A 22,167-nucleotide genomic window follows, 5' to 3' on the forward strand; every position below is an offset into this window, starting at 1 on the left:
GGTAATCAGCCGATGTCCACGGCGTCCTCGAACGCCATCGACAGGTTCGCGACCGAAGTCGTCATGATCGCGTGCCGGGACAACTGGAGTCGACGCAGTTCGTCTGCGATCGGATGGTCGCCGAGCCGTAGGCTCGCTCCGCCGATTCGAGTGCGGGTACCCGTCGTCGACGTCAACCGCCACGGGGTGCGTCGGGTCACCGCGTCCAGTTGCGAATACGACTGCAGCACCGCTTCGGACGTGCTGTCGGGGACACTGATCCCGCGTCGTACCGCCAGGTCGACGATGAGCCTGCCGTCTTGGCTCACTCGGCCCGTCTTCGTCGCCGACTCGTGATCGACGTCGAAGTCGGCGAGCACTTTCGGGAAACCCCAGATTCCGCGACCGGCGGCGAGGGTGAATTCGCCGTCCACCGGAAGTTCGTGGATGAGAGCGTGCGCGTCGCCCTTCACCAACGATCCGAGCGCGCGCAGCGGCGACGGCGCGGCGCGTTCGGGATCCTGCACGAGGAAACAGACGCCGAATTCGTTGTACGGACCGAGATCGCCGTCGACGTAATCGACGAACACGAGCATGCACATCGTGCGACCGGGACGGATTCGCAACGGCGCCAGGTCGACGTCGCCGCGCGAGGTAATAGCGGACCGGACTGCGGATTCGGAGGCGGTGAACCCGGCGACGAAGCAACGGGCAGAACGGATCTGGACGGGCATCGACACTCGCGTGCCAAGAACCTCGTGGCTTGAAACGGGCATGCTCTCGACGCTAGGCGAGCCCGGCGGGCTTCGTGGCCGATTCAACGGACCGACTGGAACGGCTGGTGGAGTGCGACAAAGCGGTAAGGACCAAAGTCCTCCGAAGATTCGCTGAGGCGCGATTTGTCCGACGTATCTACTACGTTAGGTAGAGGACTCCGGTGAAGTGGTCGGAGCAGGGGCGAGTAGTGGAGAAGGACGTCGTGGTGACGGAATCGCAAGTGGTGGTGCGGGTGGGGATGGTCGACGACCATCCGTCGCCGGTGTGGGGGATCGACCGGATTCTGGAACCTCAAGCCGATCTTGATTTCGTGTGCTCGGCAGCCACCGTGACCGAACTCCTCGCGACCTCCACCGATCTGGACGTCGTGATCCTCGATCTTCGACTCAACGACGGCACCACTCCGCGCGAGAATGTGGAGCGGCTTGCCGAACGGGGGATCGGGACGGTCGTCTATACGTCCGGCGAGCATCCTGATCTGTTGCGGTCCGCGGCACGCGCGGGCACCCTCGGCGTCGTTCTGAAATCCGCGTCCGAAGCCGAGATCCTGGACGCGGTCCGTTCCGCGGCCGCGGGCGAAGGTGTGATCACGACTGAGTGGGCCGCCGCCGTGGACGGGGACCCCAACCTCGACGCCGTTGACCTGAGTCCGCAACTTCAGCGAGTTCTGACCCTCTACGCGTCCGGCGGTACGTCGACGAGCGTCGGCCGGGAACTCGGCGTCTCGCCCGACACCGTGAACGAATACCTCAAACGTATTCGGCAAAAGTACGCCGATGCCGGGCGGCCGACCCACACCAAACTCGACCTGTTCAAGCGTGCGGTCGAGGATGGGTGGTTGCCGATGCCGCATCGCATACGAGGCGAGTGACGCCGGTTCGGGTGATCTGATAACCGGTGTCACCAATTCTGGGTCTAGCGCGGGCTGTCGTGCGTTCGTACGGTTGTGTTTGAGCCTGACGTGATGAATGCCGCACGTAGGAGTTTCACCCCATTAGTCGGGTTTGTCACAGGAGGACTGCCGCATGACCCTTACCCCTGTCGAGCCGATGACCGCACCGAGGCAGACACCAGTCGTCTCCATCGGTCATCCCGCACAGAACAGAGCCGTTGGCGTGGCGCCCTTCTTCGCCACCGGCGACACCACGCTGGTCCGGCCCGCGTTGTCCTCGCGAGAGGTCGAGGTGCTGCTGGCGTGGTTGGCGTCCGATTCGAAAGAGGATGCGGCCGCACGCCTGTTCATCTCGGCGTCGACGGTCAGTACCCACATCTCGCGGATCCGCGCCAAGTACGGTGCCGTCGGACGTTCCGCACCGACCAAAGCGCACCTGCTGGCGCGAGCCCTGCAAGACGGTTACACCACCCTCGACGTCTGGTGACCGGACCGGCGACCACCGACTGAGGCACCGCATGGCGACTGTCTCCGCACTCAGACGACTGGCCTCGAGACCTTCCCCGGACGGTGTCGAGGCCGGTTTTCGTCGCGAGTGTCAATCGTCGGTCGAACACGACCGCATCCTTGTCGTCATGTCGACAATCGTCGCGGTCGGATACGTCGTCTATCTGTTCGTGACGTTGCCCGCGATGCTCGTCGAGGCGGACGGAGTGGTCGTCGACTGGTATCCGGTCATCGGTACGACCCTCACGTTCGGTCCCGGCCTGGCGTTGATCGCGGTGCGGTGGGCGCGTGCCCCGCAACGTCGCGCGCTCGTTATCGCGAGCGCATGCCCGGTCGGCGCAGTCGCCGCAGCGGGGGTGTGGGGGCTGGCCGGGATTGGTGAATCGCCCGAACCCGCAGTGTGGATGCTCGACTTCGTCGGACTGGCCGCCGTCGCAGTGGCCATCGTCCGGCCAGTACGCGAAGCGCTGCTCGCGCTCGTCGTATGCAAGAGCGCGGCAGCCTACACCGCCCTCGCGCACAGCCCCGGCGTCGAGGTCGGCGCGATGGCCCGCGAAGCCGTCTTCGGTGTGCTGTTCACCTCGGCGTTCGTTTACGTGACAGCGATGGTGGTGCGCGCCGGCGCATCGTTGGACGTGTCCCGTTCCGAAGCCGCCGACCTGGTGGCGGTGAGCGTGCGCAACGACGAGCTCACCCGGTTCGACGGGTTGATCCATGACCACGTCATCTCCACCCTGGTCGCGGTCAACGCCGATCGACGAGATCCGAGGGTCGCCGCTCTCGCGTCCTCCGCGTTGGCGCGACTCGACGAACTCGCAAGCGAAGATGGCGACGGCGACGAACAGGTGTACGGCGCCGAACTCGTCGCCCGGATCCGCACTGCCGTCGACCCGACGATCGAGACCGTCGTCCATGTCGACGCGCCGCCAACGTCGACTTTCGATTCGTCGACAGTCCGTGCGCTGTCGGAGGCGGTCGGGGAGGCCGTCCGCAACTCCCGGACGCACGCGGGCGCTCATTCCGATGTCATGGTTGTCATCGACGTCGCTGACGGTCGAGTGTCGGTCGTAGTCGCCGACGACGGAATCGGATTCGACCCCGACCAGGTCGCCAACGACCGTCTCGGCCTGCGATTGAGCGTCCGATACCGGATGGAGTCGGTCGACGGCGGCTGGTCCCGGGTGCACAGCGCACCCGGGAACGGCACAACAGTCGAAGTCGGATGGGTGCGACCATGACCGGTCCAGTGGCTCAGATGTCAGACATTCAGGACTCCGACACCTGGTGGCGGGGACGACGGCGTGAGGACGCGTCAGCGATCGTCGGATTGCAGACGCCGCACGTGATGATCGGGGCGCTCGTCGTCTGGGCGGGTTTCGTCGTCCTCGGTCTCAGTGGAGGCGCTGTCGAGCAGCCCGCCCTGTACATGGCGTCGTTCGTCAGCATGGGAGCGGCGTGGGCTATCGCGCTCCGTGCACCCGGCACGCCGATGGGCCGGGTGGCGGCGGCCGGTGTCATAGTCCTCGAGACCGCCGCCGTCGTCGGGGTGTTGGCGGCAGCCGGGCCCCTCGCGCGCGGGCCGCTCATGCCGTGCGCGGGAGCCACCGCGATTGTCGGCGCGCTGCTGTGCCTGCGGGGGAGGGTCGACGGCGCATGGATCTCGTTCGTCGCCTCGGCCGCCGCCATCGCGGTGGCGGCGACGATTCGCGCCGACTCCGGTGAATCCCTGGCGATGGGCAAATACCTGGTAATGATGACCCCGGGCAACCTCGGGGTCCTCGTTCTGATGACAGTGTTCGCCGCGGTGATCGGTCCCCGTGCCGAACAGATCTTCGCGCTGCGCCGACAGGCTCGGCGGGAGAGTGCGGCGAGCGCCGTCCGCGCAGTCCGCGACCAGCAGCTCGCGCGTCTGGACGAGCGCGCGCGGCCACTGCTGCAAGCGATCGCGGCGGGCGAGGTCCTCGACGACGAGCAACTGGTGCACTGCCGACTCATTGAAGCCCAGTTACGGGACCGGATTCGCGCGCCCGGACTCGACGTTCCCGCACTGTCGGACGCCGCGTGGGCCGCGCGCAGCCGCGGCGCCCACGTACTCCTCCTCGACGACTACGCCGAGCCAGCAGTCGGAGCCGAGCCCGCAATTGGAGCCGAGTCAGCAGTCGCGGACGCGGATCGTTCCCGACTGGTCGAGAAAGTGCGGACCGCGGGGATAACCGCGCTCGATCAGGCGGCGCTCGGCGCCGACGTCACCGTCCGCCTACTGCCCGCCGGACGTACCGTCGCGGCGACGATCTCCGTCGCCGTTGACGGCGCGGTCAGCCTGCAGGAGTTCACGTGAACCCCCGTCGGACGACCCAGTCGAGCTATCCGGTGACGGCGATCAGCTTCGAGTCCGCGGGGTTGGGTCCGAATTTGTCTCTGACCGGCCGTTTCCCCTACACTAGAGCGGTTGCCTGCGGTGTGTGCACCGCGAGTCGGCATGCGAACCCACTGGACTGGAGCCGTTCACGCGGTGAAATACCAGGCAGGCGCATGATTCGATGGCGACAGACCATGTGCGTCGGGTCGGAAATCCGGCGGACATAGAAATCCAGGTCAAGGAGACAAGCAGTGATTCAGCAGGAATCCCGCGTGCGCGTCGCCGACAACACCGGTGCCAAGGAAGTCCTTTGCATCCGTGTCCTCGGCGGTTCGGCGCGTCGTTACGCAGGCGTTGGCGACGTCATCGTCGCCACCGTCAAGGACGCCATCCCCGGCGGAAACGTGAAGAAGGGTGAGGTCGTCAAGGCCGTCATCGTTCGCACCACCAAGGAGCGTCGCCGCCCCGACGGTTCGTACATCAAGTTCGACGAGAACGCCGCAGTGCTTCTCAAGAACGAGAGCGACCCGCGCGGTACCCGCATCTTCGGCCCGGTCGGCCGTGAACTTCGCGACAAGCGCTTCATGAAGATCGTGTCGCTCGCACCGGAGGTGATCTGATTCATGAAGATCCACAAGGGTGACACTGTCATCGTCATCGCAGGCAAGGACAAGGGCGCCAAGGGTAAGGTCATCGAGTCCTACCCGAAGCGTGAGCGCGTTCTCGTCGAAGGCGTCAATCGCATCAAGAAGCACGTCGCGGACTCGGCCAACGAGCGCGGCGCGAGCTCCGGCGGCATCGTGACCCAGGAAGCTCCGATCCACGTCTCGAACGTGATGATCGTCGACTCCGAGGGCAACCCGACCCGCGTCGGCTACCGCGTCGATGACGAGACCGGCAAGAACGTCCGTATCTCGCGCAAGACCGGGAAGGACATCTGAACATGACCGCAACCGAAAAGGTTCAGCCGCGGCTGAAGCAGCGTTACCGCGAGGAAATCAAGGAAACGCTCAGCAACGAGTTCAACTACGCCAACGTGATGCAGATCCCGGGCGTCGTCAAGGTCGTCGTGAACATGGGTGTCGGTGACGCCGCCCGTGACGCGAAGCTGATCAACGGCGCCGTCACCGATCTCGCCCTGATCACCGGCCAGCAGCCGGAGATCCGTCGCGCCCGTAAGTCGATCGCCCAGTTCAAGCTTCGTGAGGGTATGCCGATCGGCGCCCGCACCACGCTTCGCGGCGACCGTATGTGGGAGTTCCTTGACCGACTCGTGTCGATCGCACTCCCGCGTATCCGCGACTTCCGCGGCCTGAGCGACCGTCAGTTCGACGGCAACGGTAACTACACGTTCGGCCTGACCGAGCAGTCGATGTTCCACGAGATCAACATCGACAACATCGACCGGCCGCGCGGCATGGACATCACCGTCGTCACCTCGGCCACCACGGACGACGAAGGCCGTGCGCTGCTCCGCGCGCTGGGCTTCCCGTTCAAGGACAACAACGCTAAGGACAACTGACATGGCAAAGAAGGCTCTGGTCAACAAGGCCAACAAGAAGCCGAAGTTCGCCGTGCGTGCCTACACGCGCTGCAACAAGTGCGGTCGCCCGCATTCGGTCTACCGCAAGTTCGGCCTGTGCCGTGTCTGCCTGCGCGAGATGGCTCACGCAGGCGAACTGCCGGGCGTGCAGAAGTCGAGCTGGTGACTTCACTCCGGTGAAACAACCTCGGATCCTCTCTCTGCGCTGATCCGAGAACCACCGCTATAACGCCGTCGGCCCCGTCTCCCTTGTCAGGAGACGGGGCCGACGGTGTCTTCGTGTAGCGTGCGGATTCGGCGTCCGGGGCCTGGTCCCCGCTAATCGGTTGCACACAACCAGGTTACGTGCAACCATGAATGAGTGGATGCAGATCGGAAGCTGGAATCTCAATTGTGCTTCGCCCTCTATTCGGCGTCGAAAGTGGCCTCGGGTGCCTACCGTGGAGAACTCGCGGCACTCGGACTCACTTACACCCAGTACGTGACGTTGCTCGCTCTGTGGGGCGAGGATGCGGTCACTGTCCGTGATCTCGGCGACCGGCTCCGCCTCGACAGCGGCACGCTCTCGCCGCTGATTCGGCGCCTCGAGAAGAGCGGGTACGTCGAGCGGCACCGTGACCAGTCCGACGAGCGCCTGGTCACGGTGCACGTGACCGAGGCGGGGTACGCACTGCAGCCCGCGGTCGACGCCGCTCGGGAACGGGTATACGAGGGGTTCAAACTCTCTGTCGACGACGCCGTTCTGCTTCGCGACCTCGCGGTCCGCTTCTGTGAGGCCCACCGCGCACACAGTCCCGCCCACTCGAGTTAGGAACTAACGATGAATGCCGTCTATACCGCTGAAGCCATCGCGACCGGAGCAGGCCGCGACGGGCGCACCCGCACCGTCGACGCCCGCGTCGATCTGCAACTGGCCGTCCCGAGGGAGATGGGTGGTTCGGGCGAGGGTGCGAATCCAGAGCAGTTGTTCGCTGCCGGCTATGCCGCCTGTTTCCACTCGGCGCTGCAGATGGTCGCCCGATCGCAGAAGGTTGATCTCGGCGACTCGAGCGTCGGAGCCCAGGTCGGCATCGGTCCGAACGGGTCCGGTGGATTCGACCTCACCGTCACGCTCGAGGTGATCATCCCCGATCTCGACCACGACGCTGCGCAGGCCCTCGCGGACTCCGCGCATCAGGTGTGCCCGTATTCGAACGCGGTGCGGGGCAATGTCGAGGTGACCGTTTCCGTCTCTGACGACTGATCCGCATACGCTGCGACACTCCACCGAACACGATTGACCACCCACCACTGAACTCAAGGAGAAACTCATGCGCGCACTCGTACACGACGAATTCGGAGATCCCGCTACCGTCCTGTCCGTCCGCGACGTCCCGCTACCTGAACCCCGCCCGGGGCAAGTGCGAATCCGCACCCTGCTCGCGCCGATCCACAACCACGACCTCTGGACGGTCAAGGGCGACTACGGCTACAAACCGAGCCTGCCGGCGGCATCTGGCTCGGAGGCGGTCGGTGTGATCGACGCCCTCGGCGACGGTGTCAGCGGTCTCGAAGTCGGGCAGCGAGTGGCCACCGGGGCTGCCTTCGGAACCTGGGCGGAGTACTTCGTAGCGAGTGCGACAGGTCTGCTTCCGGTGTCCGACCTCGTCTCGGACGAAGCGGCCGCACAACTGTTCGCGATGCCTTTCAGCGCGGTGACGCTCCTCGACTTCCTGGACGTCGAGCCGGGTCAATGGGTCATCCAGAATGCCGCGAACGGGATGGTCGGACGGCTGGTGGCGCAGCTCGCGAAGGCTCGGGGAGTCAACGTCGTCGGTATCGTCCGACGCTCGGCGGCCGTCGATGAACTCGCCGCGGCCGGTGTCGCCAATGTCGTGTCCACCGATACCGACGGCTGGCGAGAGAAGGCGGTGGCGTTCGCAGGCGAGGCAGGCTATGCCGCGGCGATCGATTCGATCGGCGGGCCTGCGAGCACCGATCTAGCCGAACTGCTCGGCTCGCGCGGCACACTCGTCTCGTTCGGTGCGATGAGCGCACCCGGCGCGGGTCAGAAGGCGCTCCTGGAGATCCCGGTCAATGCGGCGATATTCTCCGAACTCACCGTGAAAGGCTTCTGGGGGCGCACGGTCAGTCAAGAGATGTCGCCGACCAAGCGCGCGGAGCTGATGCGGGAGGTGATCGACTCCGTCACCGCCGGACGCATCACGCTGCCGGTCGACGGCGTGTTCCCGCTCGCCGAGATCGCCTCTGCCGTCGACGCCAGCGGGACCCCGGGCCGGTCGGGCAAGGTCCTCCTTCGACCGTGATCGCACCCCTGCGGCGGCGGGGTCATCGTCTCCGGCGTGCGAGGTAGTCACCGATCGCCGCGACCGCCTGCGTCAGGACTCGTTCGTCGGGTAGGCACACGATCCGGAAGTGGTCGGGCTCAGGCCAGTTGAAGCCAGTGCCGTGTGTCACCAGGATGTGCTCGGTGCGCAGCAGGTCGAGGACGAAAGCCTCGTCGTCGTCGACGCCGAACATCTCACGATCGATCCGAGGGAAGCAGTACAGCGCTCCGCGTGGCGGTACGCAGCTGACGCCGGGGATCGCGTTGAGCGCATCGGCGGTCAGGGCGAGTCGGCGCTCCAGGCTCCCGTCGGGATCGACGATGTCGGCGGGAAGCGGCGAACCGGGAGTGCCCGCGCCGAGCGCGACGGGGATCGCGTACTGGCCGGACACGTTCGGGCAGACACGCATGTTGGATAGGAGGGTGACACCTTCGAGGAGGTCGGCCGCGAGATGCAGCGGTCCGGTCGCGACCACCCATCCCGCCCGGTAGCCGCACACGCGGTAAGCCTTCGACAGGCCGCCGAACGTCAAACACAGGACGTCGTCGCCCGCCGCGCGGGCGGCATGGTGGTGGCGGGCGTCGCCGAACACGAGCTCTTCGTAGATCTCGTCGCTGAGCAGGATCAGGTCGTGGCGGCGTGCGATGTCGGCCATCCCACGGACGGTCTCTTCGCTGTAGACGGCGCCCGTCGGGTTGTTGGGGTTGATCATCACGAGAGCGCGAGTTCGCGCGGTCACCTTCGACTCGATGTCCTCGACGGATGGATTCCATCCGTTCGCCTCGTCGGCCAGATAATGCACCGGCACACCGCCGGTGAGGTTTACCGCGCCCGTCCACGTCGGATAGTCGGGTGCGGGCACGAGGATCTCGTCGCCCGGGTTGACCAATGCCTGGAGCGTGAGGGTGATGAGTTCACTGACACCATTGCCGAGGAATACGTTCTCGGCGGACACCTCGTTGATGCGGCATCGCCGGTAGTGCTCGGCGACGGCCTCTCTCGCCTCCGGGATTCCACGGGAGTCCGAGTACGCCTGCGCGGGCGCGAGGCCGGCGGCGACAGCGTCGACGATCTCGGGGCGAGCCTCCAACCCGAACGGGTGCATGTTGCCTAGGTTGAGGCGCAGCACGTCGTGGCCCTGCGCTTCGAGGCGCATGGCCTCGGTGAGGATGGGGCCGCGAACGTCGTAGCGGACGTTGCGCAGGCGGTCGGACTGTCGGAACGATGTCATGCCGCCATCTCACCGCGAAAGTGGCAGCGATGGTAGATCCACTTCTGTCAATATCGCGGGACCACTATGCTGATGTCATGCCCCGCGGTCCCCGTTCCGGTTCAGTTGTCCTCGGTGACGTGGCGGGCGCCGCCGACCTGGTGAACGCGATCGTCGACCGAATCGCCGACGGCGCTCTCGCGGACGGTGATCGGATCCCGTCGAGCCGTTCGCTCGCCCAACAGACCGGACTCTCCCGAGGCACCGTCGTTCGTGCATTCGACGAGCTCGCCGCCGCAGGCTTCGTCGCCTCCGAACACGGTTCGGGCACACGCGTCAGCGACGGGGCGGCGCAGGCGGCACGGGCCGGAGCGCGGACCCGCGGGCGAGACGCGAGCGGGCCGACTCTCGACGTCGAACCGCGGCGGGGCAGGCCGCGCCGCGACTTGCGCCCCGGGATCCCCGATGCGGCGCTGGTCGACGGGCGGGCGTGGCGCAGTGCTGTCCGGGCGGCCGCGGCCGAGGGGCTGGCCGGGCTGAACCCGTGGGAGGAGCCGAGCTCCACACTGCGCGCGGCGCTGTCCGGTCATCTGCGGCGGCACCGCGGGATCGCTGACGCCGACCCGATCTTGTTCGACAGTTCGCGATCGGCGATCGCCGCCCTGTGCGCCGCGATCGCGGCGAGTGGGCCGGTCCCGTTCCATGTCGAGGATCCGGGATATCGCGGCGCAGTGCTCATGGCGCGTGAACAGGGTCTGCCGGTGCGGTTCCATCCCGCCGACCCCGACGGCCTCGACGCGGCTCGCCTGGGGGACGAGCCAGCCATCGTGTTCACCACGCCGGCACATCAGTTTCCGCTCGGGTACCGGCTGAGCGTCGACCGTCGAGCTGCGTTGGTCGAGTGGGCGCGACGGACCGGGTCGTTGGTGATCGAGGACGATTACGACGGCGAATTCCGTTATGGAGTCGCACCGCTGCCCGCGCTTGTGACCTTGCCAGGAGGGGCCGCGAACGTGGCGTACGTGGGTACGTCTTCCAAGTCCGTGTCCCCGGACCTACGGGTTGCGTGGTGCGTGCCTCCCGCTGGGTTGCGCCGAGATGTCGAGCGGTGGCTGGCCGTGCACCGCCGGGGGCCGTCATCGCTACCCGCTGACGCATTGGGAGGATTCATCGGCTCGGGCGCGATGGACCGCCATCTTGCGCGGGCCGCACGCGTGTACAGCGATCGTCGGTCGCAGCTCGTGACCGCTCTCGCCAGGGAATGCCCCGGCTTAGTCGTGACAGGTGTCGAGGCGGGCCTGCACCTGTGTGTGCTGTTGCCGGGTTATTACGACGACGACGTCGTCCGTGCGCTCGAGAAGACCGGGTGGCGCACGCGATCGCTGAGCAGCCAGGCCGCACGGCACGCGGTCTCGGGCCTCGTCCTGAACTATTCGCGCCTCGGTACGCGGGATGCGGGGGAGTTCGCCACGATCCTGCGAGATGTACTGGCAGCGGAGACCGACGGCGACTCCGACAGTCCGCCACGGCCGTAACCCCGCGTCGCACCGTCGGTGCGACGCGAGTCGTGCTCAGTCAGCGGCCGAGTAGACCGCCGAGCGCTCCGCCCACACCCGCGTCCTTACCCTGACCGGTCCCGCCGATGAACCCGCCAGGCGGCTGCTCGGACGGTTGGACGACGACGAATCCCTGCCCGGCGAACGCCAGCGTGAACCGCTCGCCGGTATTGCGGCCGAGGAGTGTGTTGAGGCCGAAACTGTCGTTGGACTTCACCGACGTCCGCAGACTCGACGACCAGGCGACAGCCGCTTGAGGGTCGGCGAACGTGTCGCCGGCGACGTTCAGCACGACGGGCGAACCGTTCGTGGTGATCGCGATGCGTCCACGGCCGGTGAACACGCAGTTGAACATGCCGGCATTGCTCATCGCGCCCGCGCCGTGCATCCGTTCGACGTTGTACTGCAGCGTCGGTTCGAAGGCCAGCACGTTGGCGCCGTTGATGGTGAGCCCGTCCGACCCGTCCAGGTCGATGAGGTGGACATCGGATGCGTTGTCGGCGAGGAACAGGTCGCCTCGACCCGACACCTTCATGAGCGGCACGCCCTCACCGGTCATCGCTTGACGCACCATCCGGCCCGTGCCGCCCGCGCCGAGCGCTTCGAATCGGAGATCGCCCTGGTAGGCGACCATCGAACCCTGGCGGGCCATGATCTCGCCGTTGAGTCCGACCCGGCACATCTTGCTGCCCTGCTTGCCGATGCCCTGCGACTGCACTTCGGCGTGTGCTGGGGCGAACAGTTCGCTCTGCATGGACCCTCCTGGGGTACGGCCCGCGACGCTGGCGGCAGCGGCGGGGTTGGGCACGGGTGTCGGTGACGGCGGTTGCTGGATGCGAGTCGAAGGTGGCGGCCAAGGCTGGGGGTCGGCCATCCGCGGGGCATTCGGTGGTTCAGGCTCGTCGTCGACGGAGATGCCGAACGCCGTCGCCAGACCGGCGAGCCCGGTGTCGTAACCCTGCCCGACCGCCCGGACCTTCCACGCGTCGCCGCGCCGGTACACCTCCAGGCAGACGACGGCGGTCTCGCTCGTCAGGCCGGGGACGGTGAAGTCGGCGGTCGAGGAGCCGGCCGCGTCGAAGACCGTCGCCTGCAGGACCCCCGTCGTAGCGAACGAGGCGGGTCCGGTGCCGTCGAGGCTCGCGGTGATCGCGACGGTCGTCACTTCCCGGTCGACGGCATCGGTGTCGATGACTACAGTGTCGACCGCACCCTCGTCGCGGTATTGGACGCCGTGCGCCGAAGGCTGGTTGTAGAAGACGAAGTCGGCGTCGGAGCGGACGCGCCCGCTGGCGGTCAACAGGAGTGCCGACGTATTAACCTGTGACGCGCAGCGGACCTGCACACGGATCGTCGGCGACGGCAATGGCTGATTCTCGCCGGGGGAGAGCTGCTTCACACTGCACACTGTACCGAGGCTCGCGAAGCGGACGCGCCGCTAATGGATACGCTCTGTTGTCGAAGATCGCAACGGTGAGGAGGCCGGTATGAGCGTCGCAGCGACCGTGGTGCTGGCGGCCGACATCGACGACGCGGCGTCGCTCGTCCACGAGATCGGCGAGATGATCGGGGTCATCGCATTCGCCGCGTCCGGAGCGCTGCTGGCCGTCCGACGGAATCTCGACATCGTCGGCATCGTGTTCCTCGCCGTCAGCACCGCGCTCGGCGGCGGCATCATCCGCGATGTCCTGGTCGGCAACACGCCGCCGACGGCGTTCACTGACCTCCGGTACCTCGCTGCCGCAGCGGTCACCGGGCTGATCATCTTCTTCTGGCATCCGCCCACGCGGTTGACGCGCTGGCCGCTCGACGTGACCGATGCGATCGGTCTGGGTTTGTTCGTCGTCACCGGCACCGCGGTCGGGTACGCGTGGGGAGTGTCGCCGCCCGCCGCCGCGCTCCTCGGGCTCACCACCGGCGTCGGTGGCGGCATCATCCGCGACGTGCTGTCCGGTCAGGTGCCCGCGATCCTACGCACGGACGAACCCCTGTACGCGATCCCCGCGTTCGTCGGAGCCGTCGTGACGTCGGCGCTGATGTATTTCGACTGGTATCGGCCGTGGATCGGACTGATCTGCGCGGCGCTCGTGATCGTCGCACGTCTCCTATCGCTCAAGTACGGCTGGCGCGGACCGCGACCGTACTACGTGTCGCGCGGCAAATGAGCACCCGAGGGCATACGTGGTGGCTACGCGTCTCCGCTGATATCGAGTCGGCCTGACGAAGCGGAAGTGTGGCCCCGCCGATCCGTCTTCGGTGGTTCCGTTCGGGACCCGGAGCAGGGTTGCGTGCGACATGTCCAGAACTGCTTCGAAATTCGGCACTGCGGTCCGCAGTACCGGCCGACATTACGGTCGATCGTGTTCGGTCACGACCTTGTCGTACCGCGCAGCGCGACGGTCAGCAGCACTGCGGCGTCGCCGTCTGCGGTCAGTCCGTGCCGCACGTTTGGGATATCGACGAGATCGCCGGTGGTGCCGCGCCACTCGCCGTCGGCCGTTGTCAGCCGGACCGTTCCGCGCAGCACCTGGATGGTGGCCTCGCCCGGGCTGTCGTGGTCGGACAACTCGTATCCGGCGGCCAACGCTATGACGGTGTGCCGCAGCGAGTGTTCCGCGTGACCGCGGACGGTGCGCGAGGACCGACCGGAACTCGCCTCGCGGGCCTCGGACAGCAGTTCGTCGACGACGGCGGGCAGTGATACCGAACTCATGGATACCGAACTCATGACTTCTCCACTCTCGACTTCTTCCCACTCGACCCGTTGTCGGAGCCGTTGTGTCCGATGCCGAACACGGTGAACAGGCAGGCACCGGCTGCGAACGCGACCAGCAGTGCGAGACCGATCGTGTACGAGTGGCTGGTCTCATCGTAGGTCGCTCCCATGAGGAGCGGCGGGAAGAATCCGCCGAGGCCGCCCGCGGCACCGACAAGGCCGGTGACGGCTCCGACCCGTGCGGCAGGCGACGCAGTCGCAACCCAGGCGAACACCGAACCCGACCCGAGGCCCATCATGATCGCCATGCCGATGAAGTCGATGGCGGCCAGACCTGACCCGAGCGAAGGCTTGCTGACCATCCAGACCGCGAGTAGCGCAGCGCCGCCGCAGGAGATCGCGGTGATCAGCCGGGCACCGAATCTGTCAGACAACGCGCCGCCGACCGGGCGCGCGATTACCGCGGCGATCGCGAACCCGGCCGTCCTGGTTCCCGCCGAGGTCGGGTCGGTGATGTCGTAGACGTCGTTCAGGTATGTCGGAAGATAGGTGGAGAAGGCGACGAAGCCGCCGAACGCCGCGGCGTACAGGAACGACATCTGCCAAGTGATCGGCAGCTTCAATGCGCTGATCAGCTTCGGTACGCCGGGCTCGGTGCTCGGCACGAACGACGGCGCATCCCGCATCCACGCCCAACAGACACCGGCTACCACGACGAGCGCCACCGCAATGACGATGTGCGTCGCGGTGTAGCCGAACCAGTTCACGAAACGCGGGGTGAAGAACGCAGACAGGGCGGTGCCGCCCATGCCGACACCGAAGACACCCGTCGCGAGGCCTCGCCGAGACGGCTCGAACCAGTTGTTGACGAACGGGATACCGGCCGCGAACGTCGTTCCGCCGATGCCGAGGAAGAAGCCGATGACGATCATCATCGGATACGAGCCGAGGTTGCTGGCGACGGCGACGAGGACGACGAACGGTGCGGTCAGCACCAGCAGCGCCGGGAACATGACCCGTCCGCCGTACTTCGGGGTGAGGACGCCGACCACGATCCGCCCGAGGGAGCCGACGAGGATCGGAACGGCGACGAGGACCGACTTCTGACTCGCTGACAACTCCAACGTCTCGGCGTAGTACTTGCTGAGCGGTCCGACGAGGTTCCACGCCCAGAAACTGATCGCGAACGCGGCCGTTGCCAGAGCGAGGTTGCGGGTCTGCCCGGTGACCGAGGCAGGAGCGGAAACGCCGGGTGCGGTCATCAGTCTCTATCCTTCACTCCGACGGGCGACCAGCCGCGGCGCGGCGGAGCGTTGCCCGGAGCGGGCCGGTCGTCGCGACTGCGGTAGACGATGTAGGGGCGGAACAGGTAGTGCAGCGGTGCGGTGAAGATGTGCACCAGTCGGGTGAACGGCACCAGGATGAACATGCACATGCCGATGACCACGTGAATGTGGAATCGCAGTGGAGCGGTCTCCATCGCGGAGATATCCGGTTGCAGAGCGAAGATCGACCGGAACCACGGGGAGACGGTCTCGCGGTAGTTCACGCCCTGGCCGTGCGGGTCGATCATTCCGACCAGCGTGATGTAGGTGCCCGCGAGGAGTGCGGCCAGCAGGACCGCGTACATGAGCTTGTCGTTGCGGGTGGTCGCCATGAACACCGGGCCGACGGTCCGACGCCGGTAGACCAGGAGTGAGACGCCGACGAGGGTGGCGACGGCGGCGATGATTCCGCCGACAGCGGCCACCCAGTGATAGAAAGTCTCGCTGATGCCGATGGCGGCCGTCCACGATTCAGGGATCACCAGTCCGATCACGTGTCCGGCGATCACCATCAGAATCCCGTAGTGAAACAGCGGCGAGCCGAAGCGCAGGAGACGGGATTCGTAGAGCTCCGACGAGCGGGTCGTCCACCCGAATTTGTCGTAGCGGTAGCGCCAGATGGTTCCGCCGATCACCGCGATCAATGCCAGATAGGGGAGGACACCCCACAGGAAGATGCTCATCGTAGGGCTCCAGCCTCGGCTCCGGTGTGCAAGGGAAGTAGGCGCGGGTCGAATGGTTCCAGTCCGACGGACTCCACTTCGGGTCGGTGCCCGCGCATCGCGATCGCCGACGCACGGTCCGGCGGAGACTCGCCCGGCAGCGTCGCGCAGACCGCGGCGAGCACGTGCGCGTACGGGGACGCCTTGTCGAGCAGTGCGAAGCGGATCAACTCGAGGGCACCGCGGTGCTCGGCGAGCAGCGTGCCGCCGCGTTCGGGGTCGACGCGTGCCGCGAACTCCAGGATCACCGGGAGATAGTCGGGCAACTCGCCGCGCAAGTCGACGGCGAACCCGGAGTCTCGGTACCCGCGTTTGATGGCCGCGAGGGTCTCGCCGCGGCGTCGAGTGTCGCCGTCGGTCCAGTACGTCAGGAACAGAGTCTGCCTACCCGACAGGTCGAACACGTCGACGTAGTCCTGCGTCAGCCGCGCCGGGTCGGTCTCCGACAAGTGATCGAGGAATGTCGCAAGTTCGGTGCTCGCGCTCGTCTCCGGTATGTCGGCCAGGCCCGCGCGCAATAGGTCGATCCGGCGCAGGAGTCCGGCGTCGGGGTAGGCCAGGCACCACGACGCGGCGAGACGCACGACGCGATGGTCGGCGGCGCTCGAGCGTTCGGACCGTAGATGCAACCTCACCGCGATGCCTTCCGCTCCGGATAGAGCCCGTCGGGGACACCGTTGCCGTCCCAGTTCAACAGGTTGGTGCGCCCGCGCAGCGACTCTTCGCCCGCCGCGCCCTCGCTCGTCTGTCGTTGCTGCAGCGCGTGGAACGTCTCGACCGACACCGGAGTCGGCCGACCGCTGGCTTCGCCGAACGCACCCGAGTCGTACATGCCGGGGCCACCGTCGTAGTCGAGCGAGCACGCGAGCTCTTCGAGTTCGGTCGCCTTCTCGTGCTGCTCGTTGTGCGCGGTCGGCACCACGTACCGGTCCTGGTATTTGGCGATCGCCAGGAGCCGGTACATCTCGTACATGGTCTCCTCGGACATGCCGACCGACGCCGGGATCGATGCGTCCGGTTCGCGGCCGAGGTTGATGTCGCGCATGTACGCGCGCATCGCTGCCAGGGTCCGCAAGACGTGCGCGACAGTATCGGTGTCGCCCGCCGTGAATAGTTCGGCGAGGTATTCCAGCGGAATCCGCAGCGAGTCGATCGCTCCGAACAGTGTCTCCGCAGCTTCGCCGTCGTGCCCCTGCTCGGTGAGGAGGTCGACGATCGGCGAGAGCGGCGGAACGTACCAGACCATCGGCATCGTCCGGTACTCCGGATGCAGGGGCAGCGCGATCCGATACTTTTTGGCCAGCGCGTACACCGGTGAGCGTCGGGCCGCGTCGAGCCATTCGTCGGTGATGCCCGCGGCACGTGCCTGGCGAATCACCTCCGGGTCCTGCGGATCGAGCATCAGGTCGAACTGTGCCTCGTATAGGTCAGTGTCGTTCTCGACGGATGCGGCTTCGGTGACGCGGTCGGCGTCGTACAGGACCACCCCGATGTAGCGCAGACGCCCCACACAGGTCTCCGCGCAGACCGTCGGCTGCCCGACTTCGATGCGCGGATAGCAGAACGTGCACTTCTCGGCTTTGCCGGTCCGGTGGTTGAAATAGATCTTCTTGTACGGGCAGCCGGTGACGCATTGGCGCCAGCCACGACAGCGGTCCTGGTCGACAAGCACGATCCCGTCCTCGGACCGCTTGTAGATGGCGCCCGACGGACAGGAGGCCATGCACGACGGGTTGAGGCAGTGTTCGCAGATCCGCGGGAGGTAGAACATGAATGTCTGCTCGTAGGAGAACTTGATCTGCGCCTCTGACTCGGCGCGCAGCTTCGCGATGATCGGATCGAGTTCGGCGGCCTCCGGTACGCCGCCGAGGTTGTCGTCCCAGTTCGCCGACCACGTGACCTTGGTGTCCTTGCCGGTGATCAGCGACTTCGGTCGGGCGACGGGAAAGTCGTCGCCCAGCGGAGCGTTGATGAGCTTCTCGTAGTCGTAGGTCCACGGCTCGTAGTAGTCGTGCAGGGTCGGCTGGACGGGACTGTGGAAGATCGTGAGTAGCTTCTGCAGGCGTCCGCCCGCGCGCAACCGCAGCCGCCCCCGGCCGTCGATCTTCCACCCGCCGCGCCAGCGCTCCTGGTCCTCGTACTGTCGTGGATATCCCTGTCCGGGGCGCGTCTCCACGTTGTTGAACCAGACGTATTCGGTGCCTGCCCGGTTGGTCCACGCCTGCTTGCAGGTGACCGAACAGGTGTGGCAGCCGATGCACTTGTCGAGGTTCATCACCATCGCCACCTGCGCCATGACTCGCATCAGTACGTGACCTCCTGGCTGCGTCTGCGGATAGTCGAGACCATGTCGCGTTGATTCCCGGTCGGACCGAGATAGTTGAACGCGTACGACAGTTGCGCGTACCCGCCGATCAGGTGCGAGGGTTTGACGAGCAGTCGCGTGGCCGAATTGTGAATGCCGCCGCGCCGCCCAGTGGCTTCCGACTTCGGGACGTCGATGGTGCGTTCCTGCGCGTGGTGCACGTAGCAGACGCCTTCGGGCATCCGGTGGCTGACGACGGCGCGGGCGACGAACACGCCGTTGGCGTTGACACATTCGATCCAGTCGTTGTCGTTGACGTCGATCGACTCCGCGTCCTCCGCCGACATCCAGCACGTCGGGCCGCCGCGCGAGAGCGACAGCATCAACAGGTTGTCCTGGTATTCGGAGTGGATCGACCACTTGTTGTGCGGCGTCAGGTAGCGGACGGTGATCTCCTTCTCCCCGTTGGCTCCGAGCTTCGGTTCGCCGAACAGACGGTGCATGTCGAGCGGCGGCCGGTAGATCGGCAGGGATTCGCCGATGTCGATCATCCAGTCGTGGTCGAGGTAGAAGTGCATGCGTCCGGTGAGCGTGTGGAACGGCTTATCTCGTTCGATGTTGACGGTAAACGGGGCGTACCGTCGCCCGCCGGTCTCCGACCCCGACCATTCCGGTGAGGTGATCACCGGGACCGGTCCGGCCTGGGTGTCGCCGAAGGTGATCCGTTTCTCCTCCGACCCGGCGGCGAGGTCGACGAGCGTCTTACCGACACGACCCTCCAACTTCTCGAAACCGTCGACGGCGAGTGCGCCGTTCGTCGTCCCGGAGAACATCAGGATGGCCTCGGCGAGCTTCTCGTCGGTCTCGATCGCGGGCCGGCCGGCACCCGCACCGGACTGCATCACGCCGTTTTTGGCGGCCAGTCGGGGGATCTGCGAGGCGATGTCGTAATTGATGTTCTTGACAGTGAATCCGAGTTCGTCCGCCAACGGTCCGACCGTAGCCAGCTTGTCGGCGATCGCCGTGTAGTCGCGTTCGACTACCGCGAACGTCGGCATGTTGACGCCCGGCTCCCCGAGCTTGTCGCCCTCACGCCAGTCGACGACGCGGCCATGCGGCTGCGCCGCCTCGCCGGGGGTGTCGTGCTGGACGGGCGTGCTGACCAGGTCGTGTCTGGTTCCCAGGTGGGTCTTCGCCAGGTGCGACACCTGCTCGGCGAGCAGATGGAAGAGTTCGAAGTCGCTCTTGGCCTCCCACGGTGGGTCGATGGCCGGGGTGAACGCGTGCACGAACGGATGCATGTCGGTCGAGCTCAAGTCGTGCTTCTCGTACCAGGTGGCTGCGGGCAGCACGATGTCCGAGAGCAGCGTCGTACTCGTCATGCGGAAGTCCGCCGAGAGCATCAGGTCGAGCTTGCCTTCGGGAGCGGTGTCGTGCCAGGCGACGCTCGACGGCCGCGGCGTCTGCGGGTCTTCGGAACCGAGCACATTGTGGTGGGTGCCGAGGAGGTGCCGCAGGAAGTATTCGTTGCCTTTAGCCGACGAACCGAGCAGATTGGACCGCCACAGCACCAGGGTGCGCGGCCAGTTCTCGGGTGCGTCGACGTCGCTGATCGCCGGTGTGAGTCCGCCGTCGCGCAGCCTCTGCGCCACATACGAGGCGGCGTCCGTGGCGTCGCCCGCGGCGACGGCGGCCTGCGCGTCGTCGGCGACGTCGAGCGGGTTCGCGGTGAACTGCGGATAGAAGGGCATCCACCCGAGTGCCGCCGACTGCGCGATCGCGTCGGCGGTGTGCGCGTGGTCGAGCGTGCCCTGCGAGAGCGGGGATGCGAGCGCCGTCGTCGAGTAGCCGTCGCCCCGCCACTGGTCGGTGTGCATGTACCAGTACGAGGTGCCGGGCTGGGTGCGCGGCGGACGCGACCAGTCGAGAGCGTTGGCCAGCGAAATCCAACCGGTCATCGGACGGCACTTCTCCTGGCCGACGTAATGCGCCCAACCGCCGCCGTTCCGGCCCATGCTGCCGGTCAACAACAGCATCGCGAGGATCGCCCGGTAGGTCGCGTCGCCGTGAAACCACTGGCAGATCCCCGCCCCCATGATGATCATCGATCGCCCGCCCGACTCGCGGGCGTTGGTCGCGAACTCGCGGGCCACCCGGATCGCGGCATCGGCGGGCACCGACGTGATCGCCTCCTGCCAGGCCGGGGTGTACTGGACGGACGCATCGTCGTAACCGGTGGGCCAGACACCGGGAAGTCCCTCGCGTCGCACACCATATTGGGCGAGCATCAGGTCGAACACCGTCGTGACGAGGTGTCCGTGGATGCGGCGGGTCGGCACACCGCGGACGATGACGCTTCCGCTGCCGTCCGGGGCGTCGAACGCCGGGAAGCTCACTTCGCGCGGCTGGTGGTCGCCGTCGTAGAGGCTGAGCGCGGGGACGACGTCGCCGAGATCGAGGTTCCATTTGCCTTCGCCGGATTCGGCGTACCGGAACCCCAGCGATCCGTTCGGGGCGACGGCGCTGTCGGTGACCGAGTCGAGGACGACGGGCTTCCACTGCTCCTCGGCGCCAGGTTGGCCGTCGGCCGGTGCGCCGTCGAGTTCGTCTGCCGTCACGAACTTGCCGGCGACGAGGGTGCCGTCGCGTTCGTCGAGGCGGATCAGGAACGGCAGGTCGGTGTACTTGCGTGAGTAGTCGGCGAAGAACGGTGTCGGTTCGTCGACGTAGAACTCGCGCATGATCACGTGCCCCATCGCCATGGCGAGGGCGGCATCGGTGCCTGCCTGGGCTGGGAGCCATTCGTCGGCGAACTTCGTGTTGTCGGCGTAGTCGGGGGAGACGGTGACGACCTTGGTTCCGCGGTAGCGCGCTTCGGCCATCCAGTGCGCGTCGGGGGTACGGGTCACTGGGACGTTGGAGCCCCACATCATCAGGTATGACGCGTCCCACCAGTCGCCGGACTCGGGCACGTCGGTCTGATCGCCGAACACCTGTGGGCTCGCGACGGGGAGGTCGGCGTACCAGTCGTAGAACGACGTCATGACGCCGCCGATCAACTGGATGAAACGGGTGCCGACGCAGTGGCTGACCATCGACATCGCCGGGATCGGGGAAAAGCCGGAGCAGCGGTCTGGCCCGTACGTCTTGATGGTGTGCACGTGGGCCGCTGCGGCGATCTCGGTCGCCTCGTCCCAGCTGACTCGGACCAGGCCGCCCTTGCCGCGTGCCCGCTGGTAGGAACGTCGCCGCATCGGATCGTTTACGATTTCGGCCCACGCGAGGACCGGATCGCCGCCGACCTTCTTCTTGGCCTCCCGGAACATCTCGACGAGGACGCCTCGCGCGTACGGGTGCCGCACGCGGGTCGGCGAGTACGTGTACCAGGAGAACGCGGCGCCACGTGGGCAGCCGCGCGGCTCGTACTCGGGGCGGTCGGGACCGACCGACGGGTAGTCGGTTTCCTGCGTCTCCCACGTGATGATGCCGTCCTTGACGTACACCTTCCATGAGCACGATCCGGTGCAGTTGACGCCGTGGGTCGACCGGACGATCTTGTCGTGACTCCACCGGTCCCGATAGAAGACGTCGCCTTCGCGGCCACCGTGGCGGAAGACGGCGCGACTGTCGTCAGTCTCGTCCCACTTAGTGAAGAATTTGCCGATGTCGAGTAGAGCTTGCGCCGCCGGGCCTTGCACGTTGTGAGACTCCCGCATGAATCGGACTTTATGCCTGAAGTCGGTACGGAACCTGCGTTATCGCGACATTCGGGACCTTCGGACCTGATCGTGCCGGGACGTCAGGTCGGGACGAGTCGGAGCCGCCGAGTGCGCGGGCGCTAGGCGCGCAGACGCTGCTGTTTCTGAGCAGTTGCACCTGCGTGACGTTCATGTGACGCGGCGATGCGCGACCTCGGAATACATCGCCCAACAGTTCGTCGTGGTCGCTG

General features: G+C 66.4%; 22 protein-coding genes. 13 read left to right on the forward strand and 9 right to left on the reverse strand.

All coding sequences use genetic code 11. The features are described 5' to 3' along the window. Positions 1 to 5: 5 nt before the first annotated feature. Complete coding sequence (locus MP11Mi_RS10670) at positions 6 to 755, reverse strand: acetoacetate decarboxylase family protein (protein WP_420038908.1); 750 nt, start codon at positions 753 to 755, stop codon at positions 6 to 8. Between the two features lie 239 nt (positions 756 to 994). On the opposite strand from MP11Mi_RS10670, the gene MP11Mi_RS10675 reads away from it, so the two are divergent. The 11 genes from MP11Mi_RS10675 (at position 995) to MP11Mi_RS10725 (ending at position 8,363) form a co-directional block, all read left to right on the forward strand. Next, a complete protein-coding gene (locus MP11Mi_RS10675) occupies positions 995 to 1,627 on the forward strand; it encodes a response regulator transcription factor (RefSeq protein WP_420042071.1) in 633 nt (210 codons plus the stop codon). 154 nt (positions 1,628 to 1,781) lie between these two features. Further along, complete coding sequence (locus MP11Mi_RS10680) at positions 1,782 to 2,135, forward strand: response regulator transcription factor (RefSeq protein ID WP_420038909.1); 354 nt, start codon at positions 1,782 to 1,784, stop codon at positions 2,133 to 2,135. Positions 2,136 to 2,283: 148 nt separating this feature from the next. Next, positions 2,284 to 3,393, forward strand: coding sequence for a sensor histidine kinase (locus tag MP11Mi_RS10685; protein ID WP_420038910.1), 1,110 nt, complete (start codon positions 2,284 to 2,286; stop codon positions 3,391 to 3,393). Between the two features lie 17 nt (positions 3,394 to 3,410). Beyond that, positions 3,411 to 4,493, forward strand: a complete 1,083-nt coding sequence (locus MP11Mi_RS10690) for a hypothetical protein (RefSeq protein ID WP_420038911.1) — start codon at positions 3,411 to 3,413, stop codon at positions 4,491 to 4,493. Between the two features lie 272 nt (positions 4,494 to 4,765). Beyond that, a complete protein-coding gene (rplN, locus tag MP11Mi_RS10695; RefSeq protein WP_237000831.1) occupies positions 4,766 to 5,134 on the forward strand; it encodes a 50S ribosomal protein L14 in 369 nt (122 codons plus the stop codon). Positions 5,135 to 5,137: 3 nt separating this feature from the next. Continuing rightward, positions 5,138 to 5,455: a 50S ribosomal protein L24 gene (gene rplX, locus MP11Mi_RS10700; RefSeq protein ID WP_236996226.1), complete on the forward strand. Its 318-nt coding sequence runs from the start codon at positions 5,138 to 5,140 to the stop codon at positions 5,453 to 5,455. A 2-nt stretch (positions 5,456 to 5,457) separates the two neighbouring features. Continuing rightward, positions 5,458 to 6,036 carry a 50S ribosomal protein L5 gene (gene rplE, locus MP11Mi_RS10705; protein ID WP_420038912.1) on the forward strand — a complete coding sequence of 193 codons (579 nt, stop codon included), beginning with the start codon at positions 5,458 to 5,460 and terminating at the stop codon, positions 6,034 to 6,036. Between the two features lies 1 nt (position 6,037). Next, the gene (locus MP11Mi_RS10710; protein WP_007319192.1) at positions 6,038 to 6,223 is read left to right on the forward strand and encodes a type Z 30S ribosomal protein S14; all 186 of its coding nucleotides are present in this window, start codon (positions 6,038 to 6,040) and stop codon (positions 6,221 to 6,223) included. Positions 6,224 to 6,418: 195 nt separating this feature from the next. Continuing rightward, a complete protein-coding gene (locus tag MP11Mi_RS10715; protein WP_420038913.1) occupies positions 6,419 to 6,868 on the forward strand; it encodes a MarR family winged helix-turn-helix transcriptional regulator in 450 nt (149 codons plus the stop codon). A gap of 9 nt (positions 6,869 to 6,877) precedes the next feature. Next, positions 6,878 to 7,300: an organic hydroperoxide resistance protein gene (locus MP11Mi_RS10720; RefSeq protein ID WP_420038914.1), complete on the forward strand. Its 423-nt coding sequence runs from the start codon at positions 6,878 to 6,880 to the stop codon at positions 7,298 to 7,300. Positions 7,301 to 7,367: 67 nt separating this feature from the next. Then, positions 7,368 to 8,363 carry a zinc-binding dehydrogenase gene (locus MP11Mi_RS10725; RefSeq protein WP_420038916.1) on the forward strand — a complete coding sequence of 332 codons (996 nt, stop codon included), beginning with the start codon at positions 7,368 to 7,370 and terminating at the stop codon, positions 8,361 to 8,363. Positions 8,364 to 8,385: 22 nt separating this feature from the next. Here MP11Mi_RS10725 and MP11Mi_RS10730 read toward each other — a convergent pair whose 3' ends face one another. Then, entirely contained in the window at positions 8,386 to 9,615 is a 1,230-nt protein-coding gene (locus MP11Mi_RS10730) for a pyridoxal phosphate-dependent aminotransferase (protein WP_420038917.1), read from the reverse strand. A 77-nt stretch (positions 9,616 to 9,692) separates the two neighbouring features. Here MP11Mi_RS10730 and MP11Mi_RS10735 point away from each other — a divergent pair, with 77 nt between their 5' ends. Then, on the forward strand, positions 9,693 to 11,129 hold the full coding sequence (locus MP11Mi_RS10735) for an aminotransferase-like domain-containing protein (RefSeq protein WP_420038918.1): 1,437 nt from the start codon (positions 9,693 to 9,695) through the stop codon (positions 11,127 to 11,129). A gap of 40 nt (positions 11,130 to 11,169) precedes the next feature. On the opposite strand, the gene MP11Mi_RS10740 is transcribed toward MP11Mi_RS10735, so the two are convergent. Next, complete coding sequence (locus tag MP11Mi_RS10740) at positions 11,170 to 12,549, reverse strand: AIM24 family protein (protein ID WP_420038919.1); 1,380 nt, start codon at positions 12,547 to 12,549, stop codon at positions 11,170 to 11,172. An 88-nt stretch (positions 12,550 to 12,637) separates the two neighbouring features. Between MP11Mi_RS10740 and MP11Mi_RS10745 the strand changes: the two genes are divergently transcribed. Next, the gene (locus MP11Mi_RS10745; RefSeq protein ID WP_420038920.1) at positions 12,638 to 13,315 is read left to right on the forward strand and encodes a trimeric intracellular cation channel family protein; all 678 of its coding nucleotides are present in this window, start codon (positions 12,638 to 12,640) and stop codon (positions 13,313 to 13,315) included. A gap of 203 nt (positions 13,316 to 13,518) precedes the next feature. Here MP11Mi_RS10745 and MP11Mi_RS10750 read toward each other — a convergent pair whose 3' ends face one another. Genes MP11Mi_RS10750 through MP11Mi_RS10775 form a run of 6 tightly spaced genes read right to left on the reverse strand, consistent with a single transcriptional unit; the run spans position 13,519 to position 21,934 of the window. After that, a complete protein-coding gene (locus MP11Mi_RS10750; RefSeq protein ID WP_420042072.1) occupies positions 13,519 to 13,863 on the reverse strand; it encodes a cupin domain-containing protein in 345 nt (114 codons plus the stop codon). An 11-nt stretch (positions 13,864 to 13,874) separates the two neighbouring features. Further along, a complete protein-coding gene (locus MP11Mi_RS10755; protein WP_420038921.1) occupies positions 13,875 to 15,128 on the reverse strand; it encodes an MFS transporter in 1,254 nt (417 codons plus the stop codon). Continuing rightward, positions 15,128 to 15,874: a respiratory nitrate reductase subunit gamma gene (narI, locus tag MP11Mi_RS10760; RefSeq protein ID WP_420038922.1), complete on the reverse strand. Its 747-nt coding sequence runs from the start codon at positions 15,872 to 15,874 to the stop codon at positions 15,128 to 15,130. Before narI ends, MP11Mi_RS10755 begins: the two co-directional genes overlap by 1 nt. Further along, positions 15,871 to 16,548, reverse strand: coding sequence for a nitrate reductase molybdenum cofactor assembly chaperone (gene narJ / locus MP11Mi_RS10765; protein WP_420038923.1), 678 nt, complete (start codon positions 16,546 to 16,548; stop codon positions 15,871 to 15,873). Before narJ ends, narI begins: the two co-directional genes overlap by 4 nt. Next, positions 16,545 to 18,218: a nitrate reductase subunit beta gene (gene narH, locus MP11Mi_RS10770; RefSeq protein WP_420038924.1), complete on the reverse strand. Its 1,674-nt coding sequence runs from the start codon at positions 18,216 to 18,218 to the stop codon at positions 16,545 to 16,547. Before narH ends, narJ begins: the two co-directional genes overlap by 4 nt. After that, complete coding sequence (locus MP11Mi_RS10775) at positions 18,218 to 21,934, reverse strand: nitrate reductase subunit alpha (RefSeq protein WP_420038925.1); 3,717 nt, start codon at positions 21,932 to 21,934, stop codon at positions 18,218 to 18,220. Before MP11Mi_RS10775 ends, narH begins: the two co-directional genes overlap by 1 nt. Positions 21,935 to 22,167 lie beyond the last annotated feature (233 nt).

The organism is Gordonia abscondita (assembly GCF_032711245.1).
GTDB lineage: Bacteria > Actinomycetota > Actinomycetes > Mycobacteriales > Mycobacteriaceae > Gordonia.

Coding starts and splice junctions, on each gene's coding strand:
- MP11Mi_RS10670 (WP_420038908.1), bottom strand. CDS start 755: ATGCCCGTTTCAAGCCACGAGGTTCTTGGCACGCGAGTGTCGATGCCC.
- MP11Mi_RS10675 (WP_420042071.1), top strand. CDS start 995: ATGGTCGACGACCATCCGTCGCCGGTGTGGGGGATCGACCGGATTCTG.
- MP11Mi_RS10680 (WP_420038909.1), top strand. CDS start 1,782: ATGACCCTTACCCCTGTCGAGCCGATGACCGCACCGAGGCAGACACCA.
- MP11Mi_RS10685 (WP_420038910.1), top strand. CDS start 2,284: ATGTCGACAATCGTCGCGGTCGGATACGTCGTCTATCTGTTCGTGACG.
- MP11Mi_RS10690 (WP_420038911.1), top strand. CDS start 3,411: ATGTCAGACATTCAGGACTCCGACACCTGGTGGCGGGGACGACGGCGT.
- rplX (WP_236996226.1), top strand. CDS start 5,138: ATGAAGATCCACAAGGGTGACACTGTCATCGTCATCGCAGGCAAGGAC.
- rplE (WP_420038912.1), top strand. CDS start 5,458: ATGACCGCAACCGAAAAGGTTCAGCCGCGGCTGAAGCAGCGTTACCGC.
- MP11Mi_RS10710 (WP_007319192.1), top strand. CDS start 6,038: ATGGCAAAGAAGGCTCTGGTCAACAAGGCCAACAAGAAGCCGAAGTTC.
- MP11Mi_RS10720 (WP_420038914.1), top strand. CDS start 6,878: ATGAATGCCGTCTATACCGCTGAAGCCATCGCGACCGGAGCAGGCCGC.
- MP11Mi_RS10725 (WP_420038916.1), top strand. CDS start 7,368: ATGCGCGCACTCGTACACGACGAATTCGGAGATCCCGCTACCGTCCTG.
- MP11Mi_RS10730 (WP_420038917.1), bottom strand. CDS start 9,615: ATGACATCGTTCCGACAGTCCGACCGCCTGCGCAACGTCCGCTACGAC.
- MP11Mi_RS10735 (WP_420038918.1), top strand. CDS start 9,693: ATGCCCCGCGGTCCCCGTTCCGGTTCAGTTGTCCTCGGTGACGTGGCG.
- MP11Mi_RS10745 (WP_420038920.1), top strand. CDS start 12,638: ATGAGCGTCGCAGCGACCGTGGTGCTGGCGGCCGACATCGACGACGCG.
- MP11Mi_RS10750 (WP_420042072.1), bottom strand. CDS start 13,863: ATGAGTTCGGTATCACTGCCCGCCGTCGTCGACGAACTGCTGTCCGAG.
- MP11Mi_RS10755 (WP_420038921.1), bottom strand. CDS start 15,128: ATGACCGCACCCGGCGTTTCCGCTCCTGCCTCGGTCACCGGGCAGACC.
- narI (WP_420038922.1), bottom strand. CDS start 15,874: ATGAGCATCTTCCTGTGGGGTGTCCTCCCCTATCTGGCATTGATCGCG.
- narH (WP_420038924.1), bottom strand. CDS start 18,218: ATGCGAGTCATGGCGCAGGTGGCGATGGTGATGAACCTCGACAAGTGC.
- MP11Mi_RS10775 (WP_420038925.1), bottom strand. CDS start 21,934: ATGCGGGAGTCTCACAACGTGCAAGGCCCGGCGGCGCAAGCTCTACTC.